Origin of the sequence: Gordonia sp. SGD-V-85 (assembly GCF_001456905.1) — a bacterium.
Lineage (GTDB): Bacteria > Actinomycetota > Actinomycetes > Mycobacteriales > Mycobacteriaceae > Gordonia > Gordonia hongkongensis.
Map to the genome: position 1 here is coordinate 258233 of NZ_LNQO01000005.1, position 16782 is coordinate 275014.

The 16782-nt window shown below is 68.9% G+C and carries 18 protein-coding genes; 12 read left to right on the forward strand and 6 right to left on the reverse strand.

The window, feature by feature from the left end; genetic code table 11:
* Nucleotides 1-51: 51 nt before the first annotated feature.
* Nucleotides 52-2499: a penicillin-binding protein gene (locus tag AS181_RS08210; protein ID WP_058251080.1), complete on the reverse strand. Its 2448-nt coding sequence runs from the start codon at nt 2497-2499 to the stop codon at nt 52-54.
* Between the two features lie 322 nt (nt 2500-2821).
* On the opposite strand from AS181_RS08210, the gene AS181_RS08215 reads away from it, so the two are divergent.
* Complete coding sequence (locus tag AS181_RS08215; RefSeq protein ID WP_004022078.1) at nt 2822-3130, forward strand: WhiB family transcriptional regulator; 309 nt, start codon at nt 2822-2824, stop codon at nt 3128-3130.
* A 220-nt stretch (nt 3131-3350) separates the two neighbouring features.
* Here AS181_RS08215 and AS181_RS08220 read toward each other — a convergent pair whose 3' ends face one another.
* Both AS181_RS08220 and AS181_RS08225 read right to left on the reverse strand, forming a co-directional pair.
* Entirely contained in the window at nt 3351-4445 is a 1095-nt protein-coding gene (locus AS181_RS08220) for an ArsA family ATPase (RefSeq protein WP_058251081.1), read from the reverse strand.
* Nucleotides 4445-5515: an ArsA-related P-loop ATPase gene (locus AS181_RS08225; protein ID WP_058251082.1), complete on the reverse strand. Its 1071-nt coding sequence runs from the start codon at nt 5513-5515 to the stop codon at nt 4445-4447. Before AS181_RS08225 ends, AS181_RS08220 begins: the two co-directional genes overlap by 1 nt.
* A gap of 43 nt (nt 5516-5558) precedes the next feature.
* On the opposite strand from AS181_RS08225, the gene AS181_RS24930 reads away from it, so the two are divergent.
* The 7 genes from AS181_RS24930 to AS181_RS08255 all read left to right on the forward strand — a co-directional run bounded on the left by AS181_RS24930 (nt 5559) and on the right by AS181_RS08255 (nt 10674).
* Entirely contained in the window at nt 5559-5723 is a 165-nt protein-coding gene (locus tag AS181_RS24930) for a DUF4177 domain-containing protein (RefSeq protein WP_004022081.1), read from the forward strand.
* 2 nt (nt 5724-5725) lie between these two features.
* Nucleotides 5726-6199 carry a RidA family protein gene (locus tag AS181_RS08230; protein ID WP_058251083.1) on the forward strand — a complete coding sequence of 158 codons (474 nt, stop codon included), beginning with the start codon at nt 5726-5728 and terminating at the stop codon, nt 6197-6199.
* An 8-nt stretch (nt 6200-6207) separates the two neighbouring features.
* Nucleotides 6208-6969, forward strand: coding sequence for a TSUP family transporter (locus AS181_RS08235; protein ID WP_058251084.1), 762 nt, complete (start codon nt 6208-6210; stop codon nt 6967-6969).
* 59 nt (nt 6970-7028) lie between these two features.
* Nucleotides 7029-8279 carry an MFS transporter gene (locus AS181_RS08240; RefSeq protein ID WP_058251085.1) on the forward strand — a complete coding sequence of 417 codons (1251 nt, stop codon included), beginning with the start codon at nt 7029-7031 and terminating at the stop codon, nt 8277-8279.
* A gap of 40 nt (nt 8280-8319) precedes the next feature.
* On the forward strand, nt 8320-8556 hold the full coding sequence (locus AS181_RS08245) for a hypothetical protein (protein ID WP_058251086.1): 237 nt from the start codon (nt 8320-8322) through the stop codon (nt 8554-8556).
* A 77-nt stretch (nt 8557-8633) separates the two neighbouring features.
* Complete coding sequence (locus AS181_RS08250) at nt 8634-9776, forward strand: flotillin family protein (protein ID WP_058251087.1); 1143 nt, start codon at nt 8634-8636, stop codon at nt 9774-9776.
* A gap of 76 nt (nt 9777-9852) precedes the next feature.
* The gene (locus tag AS181_RS08255; protein ID WP_058251088.1) at nt 9853-10674 is read left to right on the forward strand and encodes an MBL fold metallo-hydrolase; all 822 of its coding nucleotides are present in this window, start codon (nt 9853-9855) and stop codon (nt 10672-10674) included.
* Nucleotides 10675-10938: 264 nt separating this feature from the next.
* Here AS181_RS08255 and AS181_RS08260 read toward each other — a convergent pair whose 3' ends face one another.
* Together AS181_RS08260 and AS181_RS08265 are read right to left on the reverse strand one after the other, a co-directional pair.
* A complete protein-coding gene (locus AS181_RS08260) occupies nt 10939-11613 on the reverse strand; it encodes a Crp/Fnr family transcriptional regulator (RefSeq protein ID WP_004022089.1) in 675 nt (224 codons plus the stop codon).
* Between the two features lie 179 nt (nt 11614-11792).
* A complete protein-coding gene (locus AS181_RS08265) occupies nt 11793-12056 on the reverse strand; it encodes a hypothetical protein (protein WP_058251089.1) in 264 nt (87 codons plus the stop codon).
* Between the two features lie 333 nt (nt 12057-12389).
* On the opposite strand from AS181_RS08265, the gene nth reads away from it, so the two are divergent.
* The 4 genes from nth to AS181_RS08285 all read left to right on the forward strand — a co-directional run bounded on the left by nth (nt 12390) and on the right by AS181_RS08285 (nt 15803).
* A complete protein-coding gene (gene nth / locus AS181_RS08270; RefSeq protein ID WP_223258841.1) occupies nt 12390-13079 on the forward strand; it encodes an endonuclease III in 690 nt (229 codons plus the stop codon).
* Nucleotides 13080-13159: 80 nt separating this feature from the next.
* Nucleotides 13160-13780, forward strand: a complete 621-nt coding sequence (locus tag AS181_RS08275) for a TlpA family protein disulfide reductase (protein ID WP_249145213.1) — start codon at nt 13160-13162, stop codon at nt 13778-13780.
* Nucleotides 13777-14613 carry an NUDIX hydrolase gene (locus AS181_RS08280; protein ID WP_058251092.1) on the forward strand — a complete coding sequence of 279 codons (837 nt, stop codon included), beginning with the start codon at nt 13777-13779 and terminating at the stop codon, nt 14611-14613. The genes AS181_RS08275 and AS181_RS08280 overlap by 4 nt, the downstream gene beginning before the upstream one ends.
* Nucleotides 14610-15803, forward strand: a complete 1194-nt coding sequence (locus AS181_RS08285) for a MarP family serine protease (protein ID WP_058251093.1) — start codon at nt 14610-14612, stop codon at nt 15801-15803. The genes AS181_RS08280 and AS181_RS08285 overlap by 4 nt, the downstream gene beginning before the upstream one ends.
* On the opposite strand, the gene AS181_RS08290 is transcribed toward AS181_RS08285, so the two are convergent.
* Nucleotides 15718-16782 (reverse strand): alpha/beta fold hydrolase, encoded by a 1065-nt coding sequence (locus tag AS181_RS08290; RefSeq protein ID WP_058251094.1) that lies wholly within the window; start codon nt 16780-16782, stop codon nt 15718-15720. The two genes, AS181_RS08285 and AS181_RS08290, sit on opposite strands and share 86 nt — an antisense overlap.

Here is a 16782-nt window from a genome sequence, read left to right on the forward strand (position 1 = left end):
GCCCCGGTTTCGTGAGCAGCGCGGGCGGGGCGTCGATTGTCTGATCGCGGGTCAGCCGGGTAGCTGGATCACCACCGGGCCGACACCGGGTACCACGACGGTGGTCTCGGTGGGGCCGCCCTCGTCACCGCCGGCGCGGCGGCCGTTGCTGACGTAGATCGTCACGGTGCTGCCGGGCATGGCCGAGTCGGACGGTGCGGTGAAGACCACGGTGCCCTGCGGGCGTCCGCTGTCCACGTCGAGCTCGCTGACCTTGAACCCGGCACCCTGCAGGCGCGATGTGGCCTCGCTGGCGGGCAGGCCGCTGACCTGCGGGATACGGCCCCGGTCGCTGCCGTTCCAGTACTCGCGGTCGATCGGGGGCAGGTTGACGGGGCCGAACTTCGTCGCCACCGGTTTGACGGCCTGGAACCAGGTGCGCGCCGGTTCCATGCCGCCGTAGAGGTCGCCGTCGTAGCAGGAGCGCAGCGGACTGCTGCAGACGCCCTGCGGGTTCGGGCCGTCGCTGTAGACGTACGCGGCGCCGGCGATCTGGTTGGTGAACCCGACGAATGCCGAGGAGCGGTGCGCTTCCGTCGTGCCGGTCTTACCCGACATCGGCAGCGTCCAGCCCGCGGAGCCCGCGGCACCGGCCGCGGTGCCGGCGCCCACGTCGTCCTTGCTCATGGCGTTGGCCAGCGAGTGTGCCAGGCCTTCGTCCACGACCTGCTCGCACGGAGGTGGCGTGAACGGCACCGCGGTCAGGGCGCGCCGGCCGTCCGGTCCGATGACGGGGTTGCCGTACTGGTCCCGCTTGATCTGGCTGATCGACTTGATCGGGTTGGGCGGGCACCAGGTGCCGCCCGACGCGATGGTGGCGGCGACGTTGGCGAGCTCGAGGCCGTTGAGCGGTAGCGGGCCGAGGGTGAAGGAGCCGAAGTTCCCGTCCTTGACGTACTGGGCCATGCTCTTCTCGCCGTAACCCGACGACCCGGGGATGGTGTACGAACGCAGGCCCAGGCGGACGGCCATGTCGACCGCCGGCTTGACGCCGACCTGCTGCAGCAGCTTCACGAAAGCGGTGTTCGGCGACTGTGCCAGGGCGTTCGTCACCGACATCGACGCCGGGTAGCGGCCGTCGTTCTTGACGCAGTACGCATTGGCCGGACATCCGTTGGCCCCGCCGCTGTTGCCCATGCCCTCGACGGCGATGGACCCGGGGACGGGGATGTTCGAGCCGGCGCCGAGACCCTTCTCCATTGCGGCGGCGACGGTGAAGATCTTGAACACCGAGCCGGCACCGTCGCCGACCATCGAGAAGGGTTGTGGCTGCATCGTCTCGCCGCGGTTGAGATCGAGACCGTAGTCGCGGCTCGACGCCATCGAGAGCACGTCGTGCGATTTCTTGCCCGGACGCAGGGTGCTCATCACGTCGGCGACGCCGTCGGCGGTCGGGCTGGCCTGACTCTTCACCGCCCGCACCGTGGACCGCTGGATCTCGGGGTCGAGCGTGGTCTGGATGATGTAGCCGCCGCGCAGGACCGAGTTGCGGGACATGCCGTTCTCGGCCAGGAACTGCAGGGCGTAGTCGCAGAAGAAGCCGTTGTTGTCGGCCGCGATGCAGCCCTGGGTCGGGGTCCGCGGACTCGGGAGCACGCCCAGGGGCGCCTCCTTGGCCGCGACGAGCTCGGCGCGTCGTTCCGGGAAGTTGTCGATCATCGTGTCCAGCACGATGTTCCGGCGCGCGAGGGAGGCTTCGGGGTTCGAGTACGGATTCAGCGCGGAGCTGGACTGCACCATGCCGGCCAGCAACGCGGCCTGCTCGACCCGCAGGTCCTTGGCGGGGATGCCGAAGTAGGTCTGCGCGGCGGCCTCGATGCCGTAGGCGTTGTTGCCGAACGGGACGACGTTCAGGTACCGCGTGACGATCTGCTTCTTCGCCTCCTGCTTGGCAGCGGCGTCGTCGAGGCCCTTGTCGCGTTTCGCCTGATCGATCAGGGTCTGCTCGAGGGTCAGCGCCATGCGCACCTCGCGGAGCTTGCGCGCGGGTGTGGTCTCGATCGCGGCCTGGCGGTCCGCCTCGGTCCGTGCGAGCACCAGGAGCTGATAGTTCTTGATGTACTGCTGGTCGAGCGTCGACGCACCCTGCTGGACCTCGCCCGACGATGAGTTCTTCAGCGCGGCACGGATGGTGCCCTTCCAGTCGACGCCGTCGTGTTCCAGGAACCGGCGGTCCTCGACGGAGATGATCGCCCGGATCATGTCGGGCGAGATGTCGTTGTAGCCGACCTGATACCGGTACTGGTCGAACAGCACCGCGATCGGCTTCCCGTCGACGTCGGTCATCGTGGTGACCTCCGGCAACGTGCCGTTGAGCAGTTCGGAGGACACGTTCTCGACAGCGGCCGCCGCCCGGTTGGAGACGACGCCGATTCCGCTGGCCACGGGGTAGAGCAGGCCGGCGACGAGAACTCCGGCCAGCAGGCTCGCCCACGCCAGCGACCACAGTTTCTTCGACATCACCCCGACAGGATACGTGCGTTGGTTCCGAACATCGTCCTGCCTCGCCCGCGGCATCGGCGCAGCGTGGTCCCGAGCCGACGGTCGGGGTGCCCGCGGGTCGCCGGGCGGAGGTGCCGGAGGCCGCCGTCCGCGGGCCGTCCGTTCGGGTGAGTTTGCACGGTTGTCCCACTTTGTTCGCTCCAGGGGTTGCGCCCCCAAGCACAGATCCCTAGATTGAGTGCAGAATGTGACTCACTTAACAGTTCGCTGCAAATGTGGCTTGAGCAGCGAGGTCGAGACGTTCTCGCAGCTACGCAGATACGACAGGTAGGGGTGGCGGATGGCGACAGCGGCAGTTTCCAACGAAGAGGATCGCTTGGCGTGGGTTGCTCAGGCGCGTTGCCGAGGGGGAGACCCTGATGATCTGTTCGTGCGGGGCGCGGCCCAGCGCAAAGCCGCCACGATCTGCCGCCACTGCCCGGTGCAGCTCGAATGCGGTGCCGATGCACTCGACAACCGCGTCGAGTTCGGCGTCTGGGGCGGACTGACCGAACGTCAGCGTCGCGCACTCCTCCGCCAGCACCCCGAGGTCACGTCCTGGTCGGCGTTCTTCGCCGCGCAGCGCCGGCGGCACCGCGACGCCGTCTGACCTCTTCTCCGCCGAGCCGTGTCGAGTTGTTTCGACACGGCTCGTCGCACGCTCCTCGCCTGCTCAACCAGCAGGAGGCGGCTCGTCGCACGCTCCTCGCCTGCTCAACCAGCAGGAGGCGGCTCGTCGCACGCTCCTCGCCTGCTCAACCAGCAGGGGGCGGTCTCGGCGCACGCCTCGCCTGCTCAACCAGCGGGTGACTGCTGGTCGCGCTCGGTGATCAGCCGCGGCCGGTGATCTGCTCGGCCACCGCGCGCAGGGCGGTCACATCGGCCACCTCGAACGGCAGCGCCGGGACCCCGACGATCGGCACCCGCGGGTGCGACGCCGTGAACCGTTGCAGCAGATGGAGTTCGCGCTTCCCGGTGGCGGCCCGATCCGCGTGAATCCGGAGTACACCGCGAGCCAGTTCGTCGTTGACCGATTCGAGGGCGACCAGCGCTGCCTCCTCGTGGATCGACGTCAGGTTCGGGTGGGTCCGGTTGAGGATCAGTCCGGCAAGCGGCATCGACTCCTCGGACAGGCGGTCGACGAAGAACGCGGCCTCCCGCAGGGCATCGGCTTCGGCCGCAGCCACCACCGCGAACTGGGTGCCCGGCTGTTTCAGCAGGGCATAGGTCTTCGCGGCGCGGTCCTGGAAGCCGCCGAACATCGAGTCCAGTGACTGCACGAAGGTCGCCACGTCGCGGAGCATCTCGCCGCCGATGATCGTCGAGACACCCCGCATGGCCAGGCTCATCGCGCCGGTCACCATCCGGCCGACGCCGCGACCGCCGCCGACCAGCACCTTCATCAGACGCCCGGACAGGAACGACCCCAACCGCTGCGGGGCGTCGAGGAAGTCCAGTGCGTTGCGCGACGGCGGGGTGTCGACGACGATCAGGTCCCAGTGGTCCTGCTCGAGAAGCTTGCCGAGCTTCTCCATCGCCATGTACTCCTGCGTCCCGGAGAACGACGAGGCGACCGTCTGATAGAAGGCGTTCTGCATGATCGCCTCGGCGCGTTCGGGAGTGGAGTACTCGAGCACCATCTCGTCGAACGTGCGCCGCATGTCGAGCATCATCGCGTCGAGCGTGCCCTTGCCGTCGATCGCGACCGGCTGCGGGTCGTTGGTGAGTTCGGACATCCCGAGCGACTGCGCCAGGCGCCGGGCCGGGTCGATCGTCAGCACGGCCACGGTCCGGCCCTGTTCGGCGGCGTACATCGCCATCGCGGCAGCAGTCGTTGTCTTGCCGACTCCGCCTGCGCCGCAACAGATCACGACGCGGGTCGCGGGGTCGGTGAGCACCGCGCCCATCTTGAGGTCGAGTGGCATCACGCACCCGCTTTCTGGAGGAGGTCGGCCAGCTCATAGATCGACCCCAGGTCGACGCCGTCACCGAGGGACGGCAGTTCGAGTGTCGGCATCTCCACCTCGTCGAGCTGCGCCTTGGCGATCTGCTGCGCCTGCAGGCGGGTCGCGTGCTCGATCGTCTCGGTGAGCAGGCCGGCCAGGTCCCCGTCGGCGAGCTTGAGTCCGGCGGCGGTGAGGCCGTCCTCGACACGCCCCGCGTCGACCCGACCTTCGGCGATCTCGTCGATCACCTCGGCGGGCAGGTGGGGTTCGCTGACGCGGTTGATGACGAGACTGCCGAGGTTGAGGTTCTTGCCCCGCAGTTCGTCGATCGCCTCGATCGTCTCCTGGATCGGCATCGCCTCGAGGAGCGTCACCAGGTGGATGATCGTCTCTTCCGAGTGGAGCAGGCGGACGACACCTTCGCTCTGGTTGCGGATCGGGCCGGTCTTGGCGAGGTCGGCCATGGCCTGGGTGACGTCGAGGAAATTGCCGATCCGGCCGGTCGGCGGCGCGTCGACGACCACCGCGTCGTACACGCGGTTGCCCTGCTTGTCGGTGTGGATGATGCGCTCTTTGATCTTGCCGGTGAGCAGGACGTCGCGGAGTCCGGGAGCGACCGTCGTCACGAAGTCGATCGCGCCGATCCGCTTCATCGCGCGGCCGGCGAAGCCGAGGTTGTAGAACATGTCGAGGTACTCGAGAAGGGCGTGCTCGATGTCGATGGCCAGCGCGGACACCTCGCCGCCGCCCTCGGCGGTCGCGATGCGGGTGTCGGTGGGTGGCAGCGGCGGGATGTCGAAGACCTGCGCGATGCCCTGGCGACCCTCGGTCTCGACGAGGAGGACCTTCTTGCCGTCGGCGGCGAGCGCGAGTGCGAGCGCCGCGGCGATCGTGGTCTTGCCGGTGCCGCCCTTGCCTGTCACGAAGTGCAGGCGAGCTCGCGCGGCGGCCGCCGGCCACTCGTTCTCGCGCGCGACGGAGGAGTTGTCTGTCACGCCGGAATCGAGCGCCTCACCCGACCCGGATCGTGAGCCCTGTTCGTTGGCCACCGCAACACCTTATCCATTGACCGTCGCCAGATAGGGTGAGTCCATGAGTGAAGTGACCGCGTGGGAATACGTGACCGTGCCGCTGCTGACGCACGCCACGAAGCAGATCCTCGATCAGTGGGGCGCAGACGGTTGGGAACTGGTTTCGGTTCTGCCCGGTCCCACCGGCGAGCAGCACGTCGCTTACCTGAAGCGACCGAAGGGCTGACCATGGCGACCACGTGGACCGATCGTCTGGCCGAACTGGGCATCGAACTCCCGTCGGTGGTGCCACCGGTGGCGAGCTACACCCCGGCCGTGCGCACCGGCAACCTCGTCTACACCTCGGGACAGCTGCCCATCGTCGACGGCGAACTGTCGGCGCGGGGCAAGGTCCATGAGGGCGCCGAAGGCGTCGTTCGGCCGGATGAGGCGACTGCGGCAGCTCGGGTCTGTGCGCTCAATGCCCTCGCCGCGATCCACGCGCTGGTCGGGATCGACTCGGTCGTCCGGGTGGTCAAGGTCGTGGGGTTCGTCTCGTCCGCACCGGGTTTCACCGGGCAGCCGGCGGTGATCAACGGGGCGTCGGACGTCCTCGGTGAGATCTTCGGCGACGCCGGCGTGCACGCCCGGTCCGCTGTCGGGGTCGCCGAACTCCCGCTCGGTGCACCGGTCGAGGTGGAACTGATCGTCGAAGTGGCCTGACGTCTCCGTTGGACGTCGCGCTGCTGATCGCGGCGGCCGCCGCGGCCGGGTGGGTCGACGCCGTGGTCGGCGGCGGTGGCCTCGTGCTGATCCCGGCGATGCTGATCGCCCAGCCGGGGTTGCCGATAGCGACGGCCCTGGGGACCAACAAGCTGGCGGCGGTCTTCGGGACCGCGTCGGCAGCGTGGCGTTACGTGCGGCACGTCCGGATCGATCTTCGTCGCCTGATCCCGGTGTTCGTTGCGGCGCTCGTCTTCTCGGCCCTCGGCGCGACGGTGGCCGTCGTCCTGCCCACCGAGATCTTCACGCCGATCGTGCTGGTCATGCTGGTCGGGGTCGGACTGTTCGTCGCGCTCAATCCCGGCTTCGGGACCGACGCGTCGACGGGACCGCGCTCGCGCGTCTCGACGATCGCGGGTCTGGTGCTGGCCGGTGTCGTCGTGGCCTTCTACGACGGGGTGATGGGTCCTGGGACCGGTACCTTTCTGATCATCAGCCTGACCGCGCTGGTCGGGACGAGTTTCCTGGAGAGCTCGGCGATGGCGAAGGTCATCAACACCGGTACCAACCTCGGCGCCCTCACGGTCTTCGGCCTGCAGGGAAATGTGCTGTGGCTCTTGGGTCTCGGCCTGGCCATCGCCAACGTCGTCGGCGCCCAGATCGGCTCGCACATGGCGATCGGCCGCGGCAGTTCGTTCGTGCGGTGGGTCCTGCTGGCCGTCGTCGTCGTGATGGTGGGGAAGCTCGGGTACGACCTGATCGTCGGCTGACACCGCGCCGGGGTGCGATCCGACTTGGCGGGCGCCGGGTCAACGTCGATGCTGATCGGGTGAACATCGACGCCGCCTCCAGTCGCCTCGCTCTGCAACGGCGGACCATCGTCCTGCTGGGCACAGCCCAGATCCTGGCCGGCCTGTCGATGGGCGGAGCGCTGGCGCTCGGGGCGATCCTCGGTGAGGAACTGTCGGGAACGGCGTCCCTGGCCGGGATACCGACGACCGTGGTCACGCTGGGGGCTGCGGCCGCCGGTCTCCCGTTGGCGTCCCTGGCCGCCGGACGCGGGCGGCGTCCCGCGTTGACCACGGGCCTGGTGATCGCCGGGGCCGGTTCGCTGGTCGTGGCCGCCGCCGTCGATCGCGGCTGGTTCGCGTTGATGCTCGTCGGGATGGCCGGGGTGGGGTCGGGCACCGCGGTGAGCCTGCAGGCACGTTTCGCGGCAACGGATCTGTCGTCGGCCGGCACTCGTGGCCGCGACCTCTCGCTCGTGGTGTGGACGACGATGGTCGGCGCGGTGATCGGGCCGGCGGTGGTCCCGATCGGTGCCACCGTCGCCGGGTGGTTCGCGATGGCCGATCTGTCGGGTCCGTTCCTCGTGGGTGCGGTCGGGTGCCTCGGGGCGGCGGCCGTGCTGTTCGTCGGCCTCCGCCCCGACCCGCTGGTCGTGGCGACCGGCGACACGGACGGGGGACGTGTCAAAGTGTCGCTGGCCGAGGGGCTTTCGGCGATCACGCACTCGCCGCCGGCGCGGGCCGCGATGGCCGCGGTGGTGTCGGCGCACGCGGTCATGGTCGGGGTGATGGCGCTGACGCCGGTCCACATGCATCACGGGGGCGCCTCGGTGACGCTGGTCGGCCTGTCGATCAGCGCGCACATCGCCGGGATGTACGCGCTCGCACCGGTGATGGGCCTGCTCGCCGACCGGACCGGCCGGATCCCGGTGATCCTCGGCGGTCAGGCGACACTTGTCGTCAGCTGCGTGGTCGGATTCGTCTTCGCGGAATCGCAGATGGGTCTCGTCGTCGCGCTGGTCCTGCTCGGCATGGGATGGTCGGCGTCGACCGTGGCGGCCTCCACGCTCCTCACCGACAGTGTCGACACCGCGCGACGCGCACCGGCGCAGGGGGTTTCGGACACCGCGATGAGTCTGGCCGGCGCGGCGGCGGGCGCGCTCTCCGGACTCGTCGTCGGGGCTTTCGGCTACGGGGTGCTGGTACTCGGCGCCGCCGTGATCGCGGTGCTCACGGCGGCCTACGTGGTGCTCGACGGTGTCCGCGACCGACGACGGACCGCCATGGCCTAGGGTTCGACACACGGATCGGGGACACCAGGGAGGCCGTCGGATGGCAGCATCGCAACTCGTCGGGCGTACCGGGACGGTGACGATGTCGATACCGGGCGGCGAACTCCTCGGGGAGATCGAACTGCCGTTGGCCGGCGGAACCGAGCGGTTCCTCGCCCGCGCCGCCGCACCGATCGGGCTCGACGCGCCCGTTCTGGTCATCGCCGAACGTTCCGGCCGAGTCGTCGACGTCGAGCCATGGGTACCGGTCCCGGGCACGGCGAACCGAACCATGTGAACAACCGATCGTCGAAAGGTCCCGGATGCGGCAGGATCTGACGTCGATACATATCGCCTGCCGCTCGAGGAGAGACCATGCTCGGCTACTACGTTCCCGAACCCGACGAGGCGATGCTGATCTCCGGCGCCAAGTCCGACTTCGACGATGCGCCGTTCGTGGTCGTCGTCGGGCACGGGAAGTGGGTCATGCCCTTCTTCCGGAAGGTCCGTTTCCTGTCGATGGCGTTGCACGAAGCGACGATTCGCGAGGTCTGTGTGACGACCCAGGGCATCCAACTCAACGTGCGTGCGGTCATCGCCCACAAGGTCGGGAATGACGTGGCGTCGATCGTCAACGCCGGACAGCGCTTCATCTCCGAGCAGGAGAACGAGATGAATCAGCTGACCGGACAGATCTTCTCGGGTCACCTGCGTTCCATCGTGGGCTCGATGACCGTCGAGCAGATCATTCGCGAGCGCGACACCCTGGCTCGTCAGGTGCTCGACGCGTCCAAGCGTGAGATGGGATCGATCGGTCTCGTCGTCGACTCGTTCCAGATCCAGTCGATCGACGACATGGATTCCGGTTACATCAACGCGCTGGCTGCCCCGAACATCGCCAAGGTGCAGCGCGAGGCGGCGGTCGAGCGTGCTCGCGCCGACCAGGAGTCGGCGAAGGCGCAGCAGGAGTCGCTGCGGAACCAGGCCGACTACGAGCGGGAGACCGCGATCAAGCGGGCTGCGATCAAGGCCGAGACCGACAAGGCCAATGCCGAAGCCGCCCAGGCCGGTCCGCTCGCGCAGGCGCGGGTCAACCAAGAGGTCATCCGCGAACAGTCCGTGCTCGCGCAGGCGCAGGCCGAACTCCGTGAACAGGAACTGATCTCCGAAGTGGTGAAACCGGCCGAGGCCGAGGCGCTACGACGACAGATCATCGCCGAGGCGGAGGCCAAGGCGGTCGAGATCCAGTCGGCGGCCGCCGCACAGCACAACCGCATCGCCCTCGATCAGCAGCTCATCGAGGCCCTGCCCACGCTCGTCGGCGAGGTCGCCAAGGGCCTCAGCACCGCGAACCTCACCGTGTACAACGGGGCCGAGGGCGTCAACGAGATCATGACCGGTGTGATCACCCAGGGTGCCGCGCTGCTGCGCAGCCTGCAGGATCAGGTGGCGCCCACGGTGGTGGACGGGTCGGCCGGCGAGCAGTCCGTGAACGGTGCGACGGTCGGCGGGGTCTGACCCGGGGATCGACTCGGCTGGTCGGATCGTCGGGCTTCGCCCGGTTCTCCGCACCGAGTGGATAGGCTCGGGGACCATGAGCTCACCGAACGACGCCGCACCCACGCACCCTGCCTACGGGGTGCTGCGGGAAGTGACCCCCTTCGCGTCGGTCCTGCTGTGCGACAACTCCGGGATGATGGAACTCGACGGCACGAACACCTACGTGCTGCGCGCTCCCGGCAGCGAGGAATGCGTGGTCGTCGACCCGGGACCGCCGAAGTACAAACACCACGCCCGGCGCCTCGCCGAATCGCCCGGGGTCGCACTGGTCTTGGTGACCCACCGGCACTTCGACCACACCGGCGGGGTGTCGCGCCTGCACAAGCGCACGGGTGCGCCGGTACGCGCTCGGTTGGAGAAGCACTGCCGCAACGGGGCGCCACTGCGGGATCGTGAGGTGATCGAGGCCGCGGGTCTGCGGATCACGGTGCTGTTCACCCCGGGACATACGGGGGATTCCGTCAGCTTCCTCGTCGAACACGACGGACAACGTGCGGTCCTGACCGGCGACACGATCCTCGGGAGTGGCACGACCGTGCTCGATCCCGCCGACGGCGGGTTGCGCGACTATCTGAACTCGCTGAACCGTCTGATCGTCGAAGGGGAAGGGGCGGCACTGCTCCCGGCGCACGGTCCGGACCATCCCGATCTGGGCCCCGTCGCGCGGTACTACAAGGCGCATCGCGAGGAGCGGATCGACCAGATCGTCGCCGCTCTGGACACGATGGGTGTCTCGGCCCGCGACGCGAAGCCGATGAAGGTGGTGCGCAAGGTGTACTCCGACGTCGACAAGAAGCTGTGGCCCGCCGCGCGGATGTCGGTGAAGGCACAGTTGGAGTATCTGCGCGAGGCCTGACCCTTCGAGGCTCGCTTCGCTCGCACCTCAGGGAGGGGGGAGGAGCAACGCCGCTCGCACCTCAGGGAGCGGGGAGGAGCAACGCCGCTCGCACCTCAGGGAGGGGGGAGGAGCAACGCGGCTCGCACCTCAGGGGGCGGGGAGGAGCGAAGCCGCTCGCACCTCAGGGAGCGGCGAGGAGCGAAGCCGCTCGCACCTCAGGGGGCGGGGAGGAGCGAAGCCGCCCGCTCCCGGAGGAGCGAGCGGCTTCGTGGTGAACTCGAGTCAGCGCGCGCGGCGCGCGAGACGCTCGGAGTCGGCGATGAGCACGCTCTTGCCCTCGAGGCGCAGCCATCCGCGCTGGGCGAAGTCGGCGAGCGCCTTGTTGACGGTCTCGCGCGATGCGCCGACGAGCTGGGCGATCTCTTCCTGGGTCAGGTCGTGGGTGACGCGCAGCGCGCCGCCCTCCTGGGTGCCGAAGCGCTGCGCAAGCTGCAGCAACTGCTTGGCGACGCGACCGGGCACGTCGGTGAAGATGAGATCGGCGAGGTTGTTGTTGGTGCGGCGCAAGCGGCGTGCCAGCACGCGCAGCAGCTGCTCGGCGATCTCCGGACGGTCCTTGATCCACGCCTTCAGCGCGTCACGGTCCATCGACACCGCGCGGACCTCGGTGACCGTCGTCGCCGACGAGGTACGGGGGCCGGGATCGAAGATGGAGAGTTCGCCGAACATGTCGGACGGGCCCATGATCGTCAGCAGGTTCTCGCGTCCGTCGGGCGAGCGTCGGCCGACCTTCACCTTGCCGGACATGATGATGTAGAGCCGATCGCCGGGCTCGCCTTCGTGGAAGATCACGTGTCCGCGAGGGAAGTCGACGGGCTGAAGCTGCTTGGTCAGCGCCGCGACGGCGGAGGGCTCGACGCCCTGGAATATGCCCGCCCGCGCCAGTACTTCTTCCACCTAGGGAACCTTTCTCGAATCTCTCTACAGCCCGCGTCAGATCGCGCCGTTGGCTACGCTACCCCGCGCACAAGCATATGTGTTGGATGGGTCACTGGAAGCTCATTGCGGGTGTGTCCGATTGGCGGAGTGTCGACGCGGTGGTCGGGCGGTACGGAAGCGGGGGCGGCGACGGCCGGTCAGCTGGCCCGCTGCGGCGATTCGGTGTGGCCGGACACCGCTGATTCGTGACGGGTGACCCGTCGGTCGCGGAGTTCGTCGAGCGCGGCCGGCATGCCCTCGCGGGCGAGGGTCTGGACGTTCTGGGCGTCGGCCGAGTCGAGGAAGTCCTCCACCTCATCGCGTGAGACCGCCGAGCGGTCGATCCGGGACTGGACCTTGTCCATGCCCATGGCGAACAACATGAGTACAGCCGGGAACAGCAGCGCCGCGAGACCGTGCATGGGGACAAGTAAACACAATCGACCCGCCCGGAACCGCATCGAGAGGGCCGCCGTCATTGACTTGTTACCTGACCGTAGGTTGCGCGTGAGCACGCCGATGTGGCCGTGACCAGCCCTTCTCCCAGGGCGAACACGCGGTTCTGACCTGCGGTGATGTTCCATTCAGGGGGTGTGTGAGAGTGCTTCGCCCCGTGTCGGGGGCCAGCGGAATCGGGCTTCGCCGTGCGCATCGCTAACCTGAATCAGGTGAGCGCACGCAAGTCTGCGGCCGCGGGACCGACCCCGGCACGCAAGCAGGAGACCCATCTCGGATTGGTCCGGCGCGCGCGGCGGATGAATCGGACCCTCCAGGTCGCCTTCCCGCACGTGTACTGCGAACTCGACTTCACCGACCCGCTCGAGCTCTCGGTGGCGACGATCCTGTCGGCGCAGTGCACCGATGTGCGTGTGAACATGACCACCCCCGCGCTGTTCGCCAGATACCGGACGGCCGCGGACTATGCCGGGGCGGACCGCACCGAGCTCGAGGAGATGATCCGACCCACCGGCTTCTACCGGAACAAGGCGAACTCGATCATCGGACTCGGGCAGGCGCTCGTCGAGCGGTTCGACGGGGAGGTCCCAGACAATCTGAAGGATCTGGTGTCGCTGCCCGGGTTCGGGCGCAAGACCGCGAACGTGGTGCTGGGCAACGCGTTCGGTGTGCCCGGCATCACCGTCGACACCCACTTCGGCCGCCTGGTCCGGCGCTGGCAGTGGACCGAGGAGACCGATCCGGTGAAGGTCGAGCACGCCGTCGGCGAGCTGATCGAGCGGCGGGAGTGGACGGACCTGTCGCACCGGGTGATCTTCCACGGCCGACGGGTGTGTCATGCGCGCAAGCCGGCGTGTGGGGTGTGCGTCCTCGCCAAGGACTGTCCGTCGGTGGGCACCGGACCGATGGACAAGACCGAGGCCGCGGCCCTGGTGAAGGGGCCGGAGACCGAGCATCTCCTCGCGCTGGCCGGGATCGCGGCCCCGTGAGCGAACCAAGCGGCCCGGCGTCGCCCCGGGGTTCTCGTTTCCCGCCCGCCGCGCGATGGACCGTGGTCTTCGTGGTCGTGATGATCGCGCTCATCGTGGCGATCTGGCCGCGCGGGGACGATCCGGCGCCGATGTCGAGCGCACCGCCCTCGTCGAGTGGAGTCCGCCCGATCGATGCGCCGGTGGACGAGGCGCGTCTGGCGGAGGCGCGCAGCACCGCCGACCTGCCGGACTGCCCGGTCACCGGACTGCCGGAATCGCCGGACTCCGTCCTCGACGGCGTCGTCGAACCCTGCTTGAGCACCGGAGCGCCCTACGACCTCGGTGCCTCGACGGCCGGCCGGCCGCTCGTCATCAACGTCTGGGCGCAGTGGTGCGGTCCGTGCAAGACCGAGCTGCCCTACTTCGAGGAGTTCGCCGCGCGGGCCGGCGACCGGGTCACCGTGCTGGCCCTGCACGCCAAGGAAGGCGGTAGCAACCCGTTCTTCCCGCTGACGCTGCTCACCGAGATCGGAGTCCGCTTGCCGTCCGTGCTCGACCTCGACGGAAAGGTGGCCGCGGCCATCAACGCGCCCAGGGTGTTCCCGTCGACCGTCTTCCTTCGACCCGACGGCACGGTCGCCGAGGTCTATCCCGGTGTCTTCGACAGTCCGGAGGAGATCGCCGATTCGGTGGCCGAGCATCTGGGCGTGCGGATATGAGCGGGCGTTCGCGCGCCGATGCGGGACCGCTGGTCCCGCGGGACGAGATCCCGCCGTGGCTGCGGGCGTTGACCGACGATGTCACCGCCGTCACGACAAGCGTCGACAACCGCGGCGGTGATCGATCGCGCTGGGCGTCGATGTTGCCGACGAACTCCCGGTCGGCGGCCGTTCTGATCCTGTTCTCGGGTTCGTGGGAGTCGGCCGACGATCATCCCGGCGGGGTGCCGGCCGACGCCGAGGTACTGCTGACCGAGCGCGCTCCCACACTTCGCCAGCACAGCGGGCAGGTCGCGTTCCCCGGGGGCGCGGCCGATCCCGGCGACGACTTCCCGGTGGGCACCGCGCTGCGCGAGGCGGCCGAGGAGACCGGCCTCGACGCATCCGGGGTGACCATCCTCGCGACCCTGCCGAGCTTTCCCGTCGGGGTCTCGGGCTTCGACGTCGTCCCGGTGATCGGTTACTGGCACCGCCCGAGCGAGGTGCGCGTCGTCGACCAAGGCGAGACCGCGCGCGTGGACCGGATCAATCTGCGCGAATTGCTGAACCCGGACAACCGGTTCCAGGTCCGCCGCAAGGCGGTCGGCATCGTCTACAAGGGGCCCGCGTTCTTCGTCGACCAGTTGCTCGTCTGGGGATTCACGGGTGGGCTCATCGCCGCCATCAGCGAGGTGTCCGGCTGGGACCGTCCGTGGGACTCCGCCGACGTTCGTTCGCTGGAGAAGATGATCGAGCTCGCCGGGAGCCGGCAGGAATCCGGGTTCGCGGAGCTGCACCCGGACGACCGCGACGTGGTCGACGCCGGCAACGCCGAGCCCGGAGGTACCCGATGACCGGCTCGACATGGGTCGACATCATCGTGATCGGCATCGGCCTGCTCGCGGCGGCCAGCGGGTACCGGTCGGGTGCGGTCGCCTCGGCCCTGGCGTTCATCGGAGTCGCACTCGGCGCCGTAGCCGGTCTGCTGCTCGCGCCCCGCCTGATCGAGCAGTTCGACGATCTGCAGGTGCGGGTGCTCGCCGGGATTCTGGTGCTGGTCGTGCTCGTGGTCGTCGGCGAGGTGGCCGGCATGGTTCTGGGACGTGCGGCTCGCGGTGGGATCCGGTCGCCCGGGCTGCGCGCCGTCGACAGCGGAGTCGGCTCGCTCCTACAGGTGGTCGCGGTGTTGCTGGCCGCGGGCCTGCTGGCGATCCCGCTTCGCGAGTCCGCCGACCCGGCCATCGCCGGGGCGGTTCGGGACTCGAAGGTGCTCACCGGGGTCGACGCGGTGTCACCGCAGTGGGTCGACGACATCCCGGACGACTTCAAGGCGCTCCTGGACAGTTCGGGACTCCCGAAGCTCCCGTTCGTCAGCACCCCGTCGACGAACGTCGACCCTCCCGATCAGGCGCTGGCCGAACTGCCGGTGGTGACGCAGGCGCGTCCCAGCGTGGTGAAGATCGAAGGCGTGGCACCGAGCTGCCGGCAGGCGCTCGAGGGGAGCGGGTTCGTCGTCTCTCCGGAGCGCGTCATGACGAACGCGCACGTGGTCGCGGGCACCGAACGGCTGGAGGTCCAGACCTCGACGGGGGCGCAGCTCCCGGCGCGCGTCGTGCTCTTCGACAGCGAGAACGACATCGCGGTTCTCGACGTCCCGGGCCTCCGGGCGCCGGCCCTGCGGTTCGCCTCACGCCCCGCGTCGACCGGGGACGACGCCATCGCACTCGGTTTCCCCGAGGCCGGACCGTTCTACGTGAGCCCGCTGCGGGTGCGTGCGGTCTTCGCCCACACCGGTGACGACATCTACCGGACCGGGCAGGTGACCCGTGAGGTCTACGCCGTCCGTGGTCTGATCCGGCAGGGCAATTCGGGTGGGCCGCTGCTGAATTCGGACGGCGAGGTGCTCGGTGTGGTCTTCGGCGCGGCCGAGAATGCCGCCGACGAGACCGGTTTCGTGCTCACCGCCCGTCAGGTGCGCTCCGACTTCGACGAATCCGAGCGACGAAGCGAGCGGGTGAGTACGCAACGCTGCGTCCTCGCCTGACCTCGCGGGCCGATCGGCGCGCGCGGTCAGGCGTGGGTGCGGGTTCGTGGCGTAGGAACTCGAGGATGTGGTCGGTCACCGCGGCCGGTTGTTCTTGATGGACGAAGTGGCCGCTGCCCTCGACCTGCCGATACGTCTGGCGCGCGGCCCATCGGTGACTGTCGGCCATCGCGTCGTCGAGGATGTACGGGTCGTCGCGGCCCCGCAGGGCCAGCACGGGGAGATGCAGCCGCTGGTCCATCAATTCCATGAAGCGGGCGCCGTCGGGTCGGAACTGCGAACGGAACGCCCAGCGCTGGTACTCCAGGCTGCAGTGCGCGACGTTGGGGATCAGCATGGCCGACCGGTTGAGTTCGACGGTGTGCGCGTAGTCGGGTTCACCGCGCCAGGGGGCAGACGACCGTTCCGCGAAGTAGTCGGACACGAAGGCCGCGTCGTCGCGGGTGACCTGCCGTTCACCGAGGCGGGGGATCTGGTTGCGCAGGAACAGAGGTAAGAACTGTGCGCGTTGTGCCTTGTCCCGCAACACGCGTCGACGCAGGGCGCGGGGGTGCGGGGACGCGATGACGACGATCCGGTCGACGACGCGCGGGTGCAGCGTGGCGGTCGCCCAGCAGACCAGGCCGCCGTCGGAGTGTCCGATCAGGGTGGCCCGGGTGTGTCCGAGCGCGCGGACGAGGCCGTTGGTGTCGCCGGCCAGGGTCCAGCCGTCGTAGCCGCGCGGTGGTTTGTCGGTGTCGCCGTAGCCGCGGAGGTCGACGGCGACGGCGCGGAAGCCGGCGTCGGTGAGCGCGGTCAGCTGATGTCGCCAGCTCCACCAGAACTCGCCGAATCCGTGCAGCAGCAGCACCAACGGGCGGTCGTCGGCGGGAACGCCGGCGGGCTGGACGGCGTGGAAACGGACTCCGTTGGCGCGGACGTCGAGATGCTCCCAATCACCCGGGAGACGAACGGTCGAGGGGTCGGGCTCCTCGCTCAC

Coding starts and splice junctions, on each gene's coding strand:
- AS181_RS08210 (WP_058251080.1), bottom strand. CDS start 2,499: ATGTCGAAGAAACTGTGGTCGCTGGCGTGGGCGAGCCTGCTGGCCGGA.
- AS181_RS08215 (WP_004022078.1), top strand. CDS start 2,822: ATGGCGACAGCGGCAGTTTCCAACGAAGAGGATCGCTTGGCGTGGGTT.
- AS181_RS08220 (WP_058251081.1), bottom strand. CDS start 4,445: ATGCCACTCGACCTCAAGATGGGCGCGGTGCTCACCGACCCCGCGACC.
- AS181_RS24930 (WP_004022081.1), top strand. CDS start 5,559: ATGAGTGAAGTGACCGCGTGGGAATACGTGACCGTGCCGCTGCTGACG.
- AS181_RS08230 (WP_058251083.1), top strand. CDS start 5,726: ATGGCGACCACGTGGACCGATCGTCTGGCCGAACTGGGCATCGAACTC.
- AS181_RS08245 (WP_058251086.1), top strand. CDS start 8,320: ATGGCAGCATCGCAACTCGTCGGGCGTACCGGGACGGTGACGATGTCG.
- AS181_RS08250 (WP_058251087.1), top strand. CDS start 8,634: ATGCTCGGCTACTACGTTCCCGAACCCGACGAGGCGATGCTGATCTCC.
- AS181_RS08255 (WP_058251088.1), top strand. CDS start 9,853: ATGAGCTCACCGAACGACGCCGCACCCACGCACCCTGCCTACGGGGTG.
- AS181_RS08265 (WP_058251089.1), bottom strand. CDS start 12,056: ATGCACGGTCTCGCGGCGCTGCTGTTCCCGGCTGTACTCATGTTGTTC.
- nth (WP_223258841.1), top strand. CDS start 12,390: ATGAATCGGACCCTCCAGGTCGCCTTCCCGCACGTGTACTGCGAACTC.
- AS181_RS08275 (WP_249145213.1), top strand. CDS start 13,160: ATGATCGCGCTCATCGTGGCGATCTGGCCGCGCGGGGACGATCCGGCG.
- AS181_RS08280 (WP_058251092.1), top strand. CDS start 13,777: ATGAGCGGGCGTTCGCGCGCCGATGCGGGACCGCTGGTCCCGCGGGAC.
- AS181_RS08285 (WP_058251093.1), top strand. CDS start 14,610: ATGACCGGCTCGACATGGGTCGACATCATCGTGATCGGCATCGGCCTG.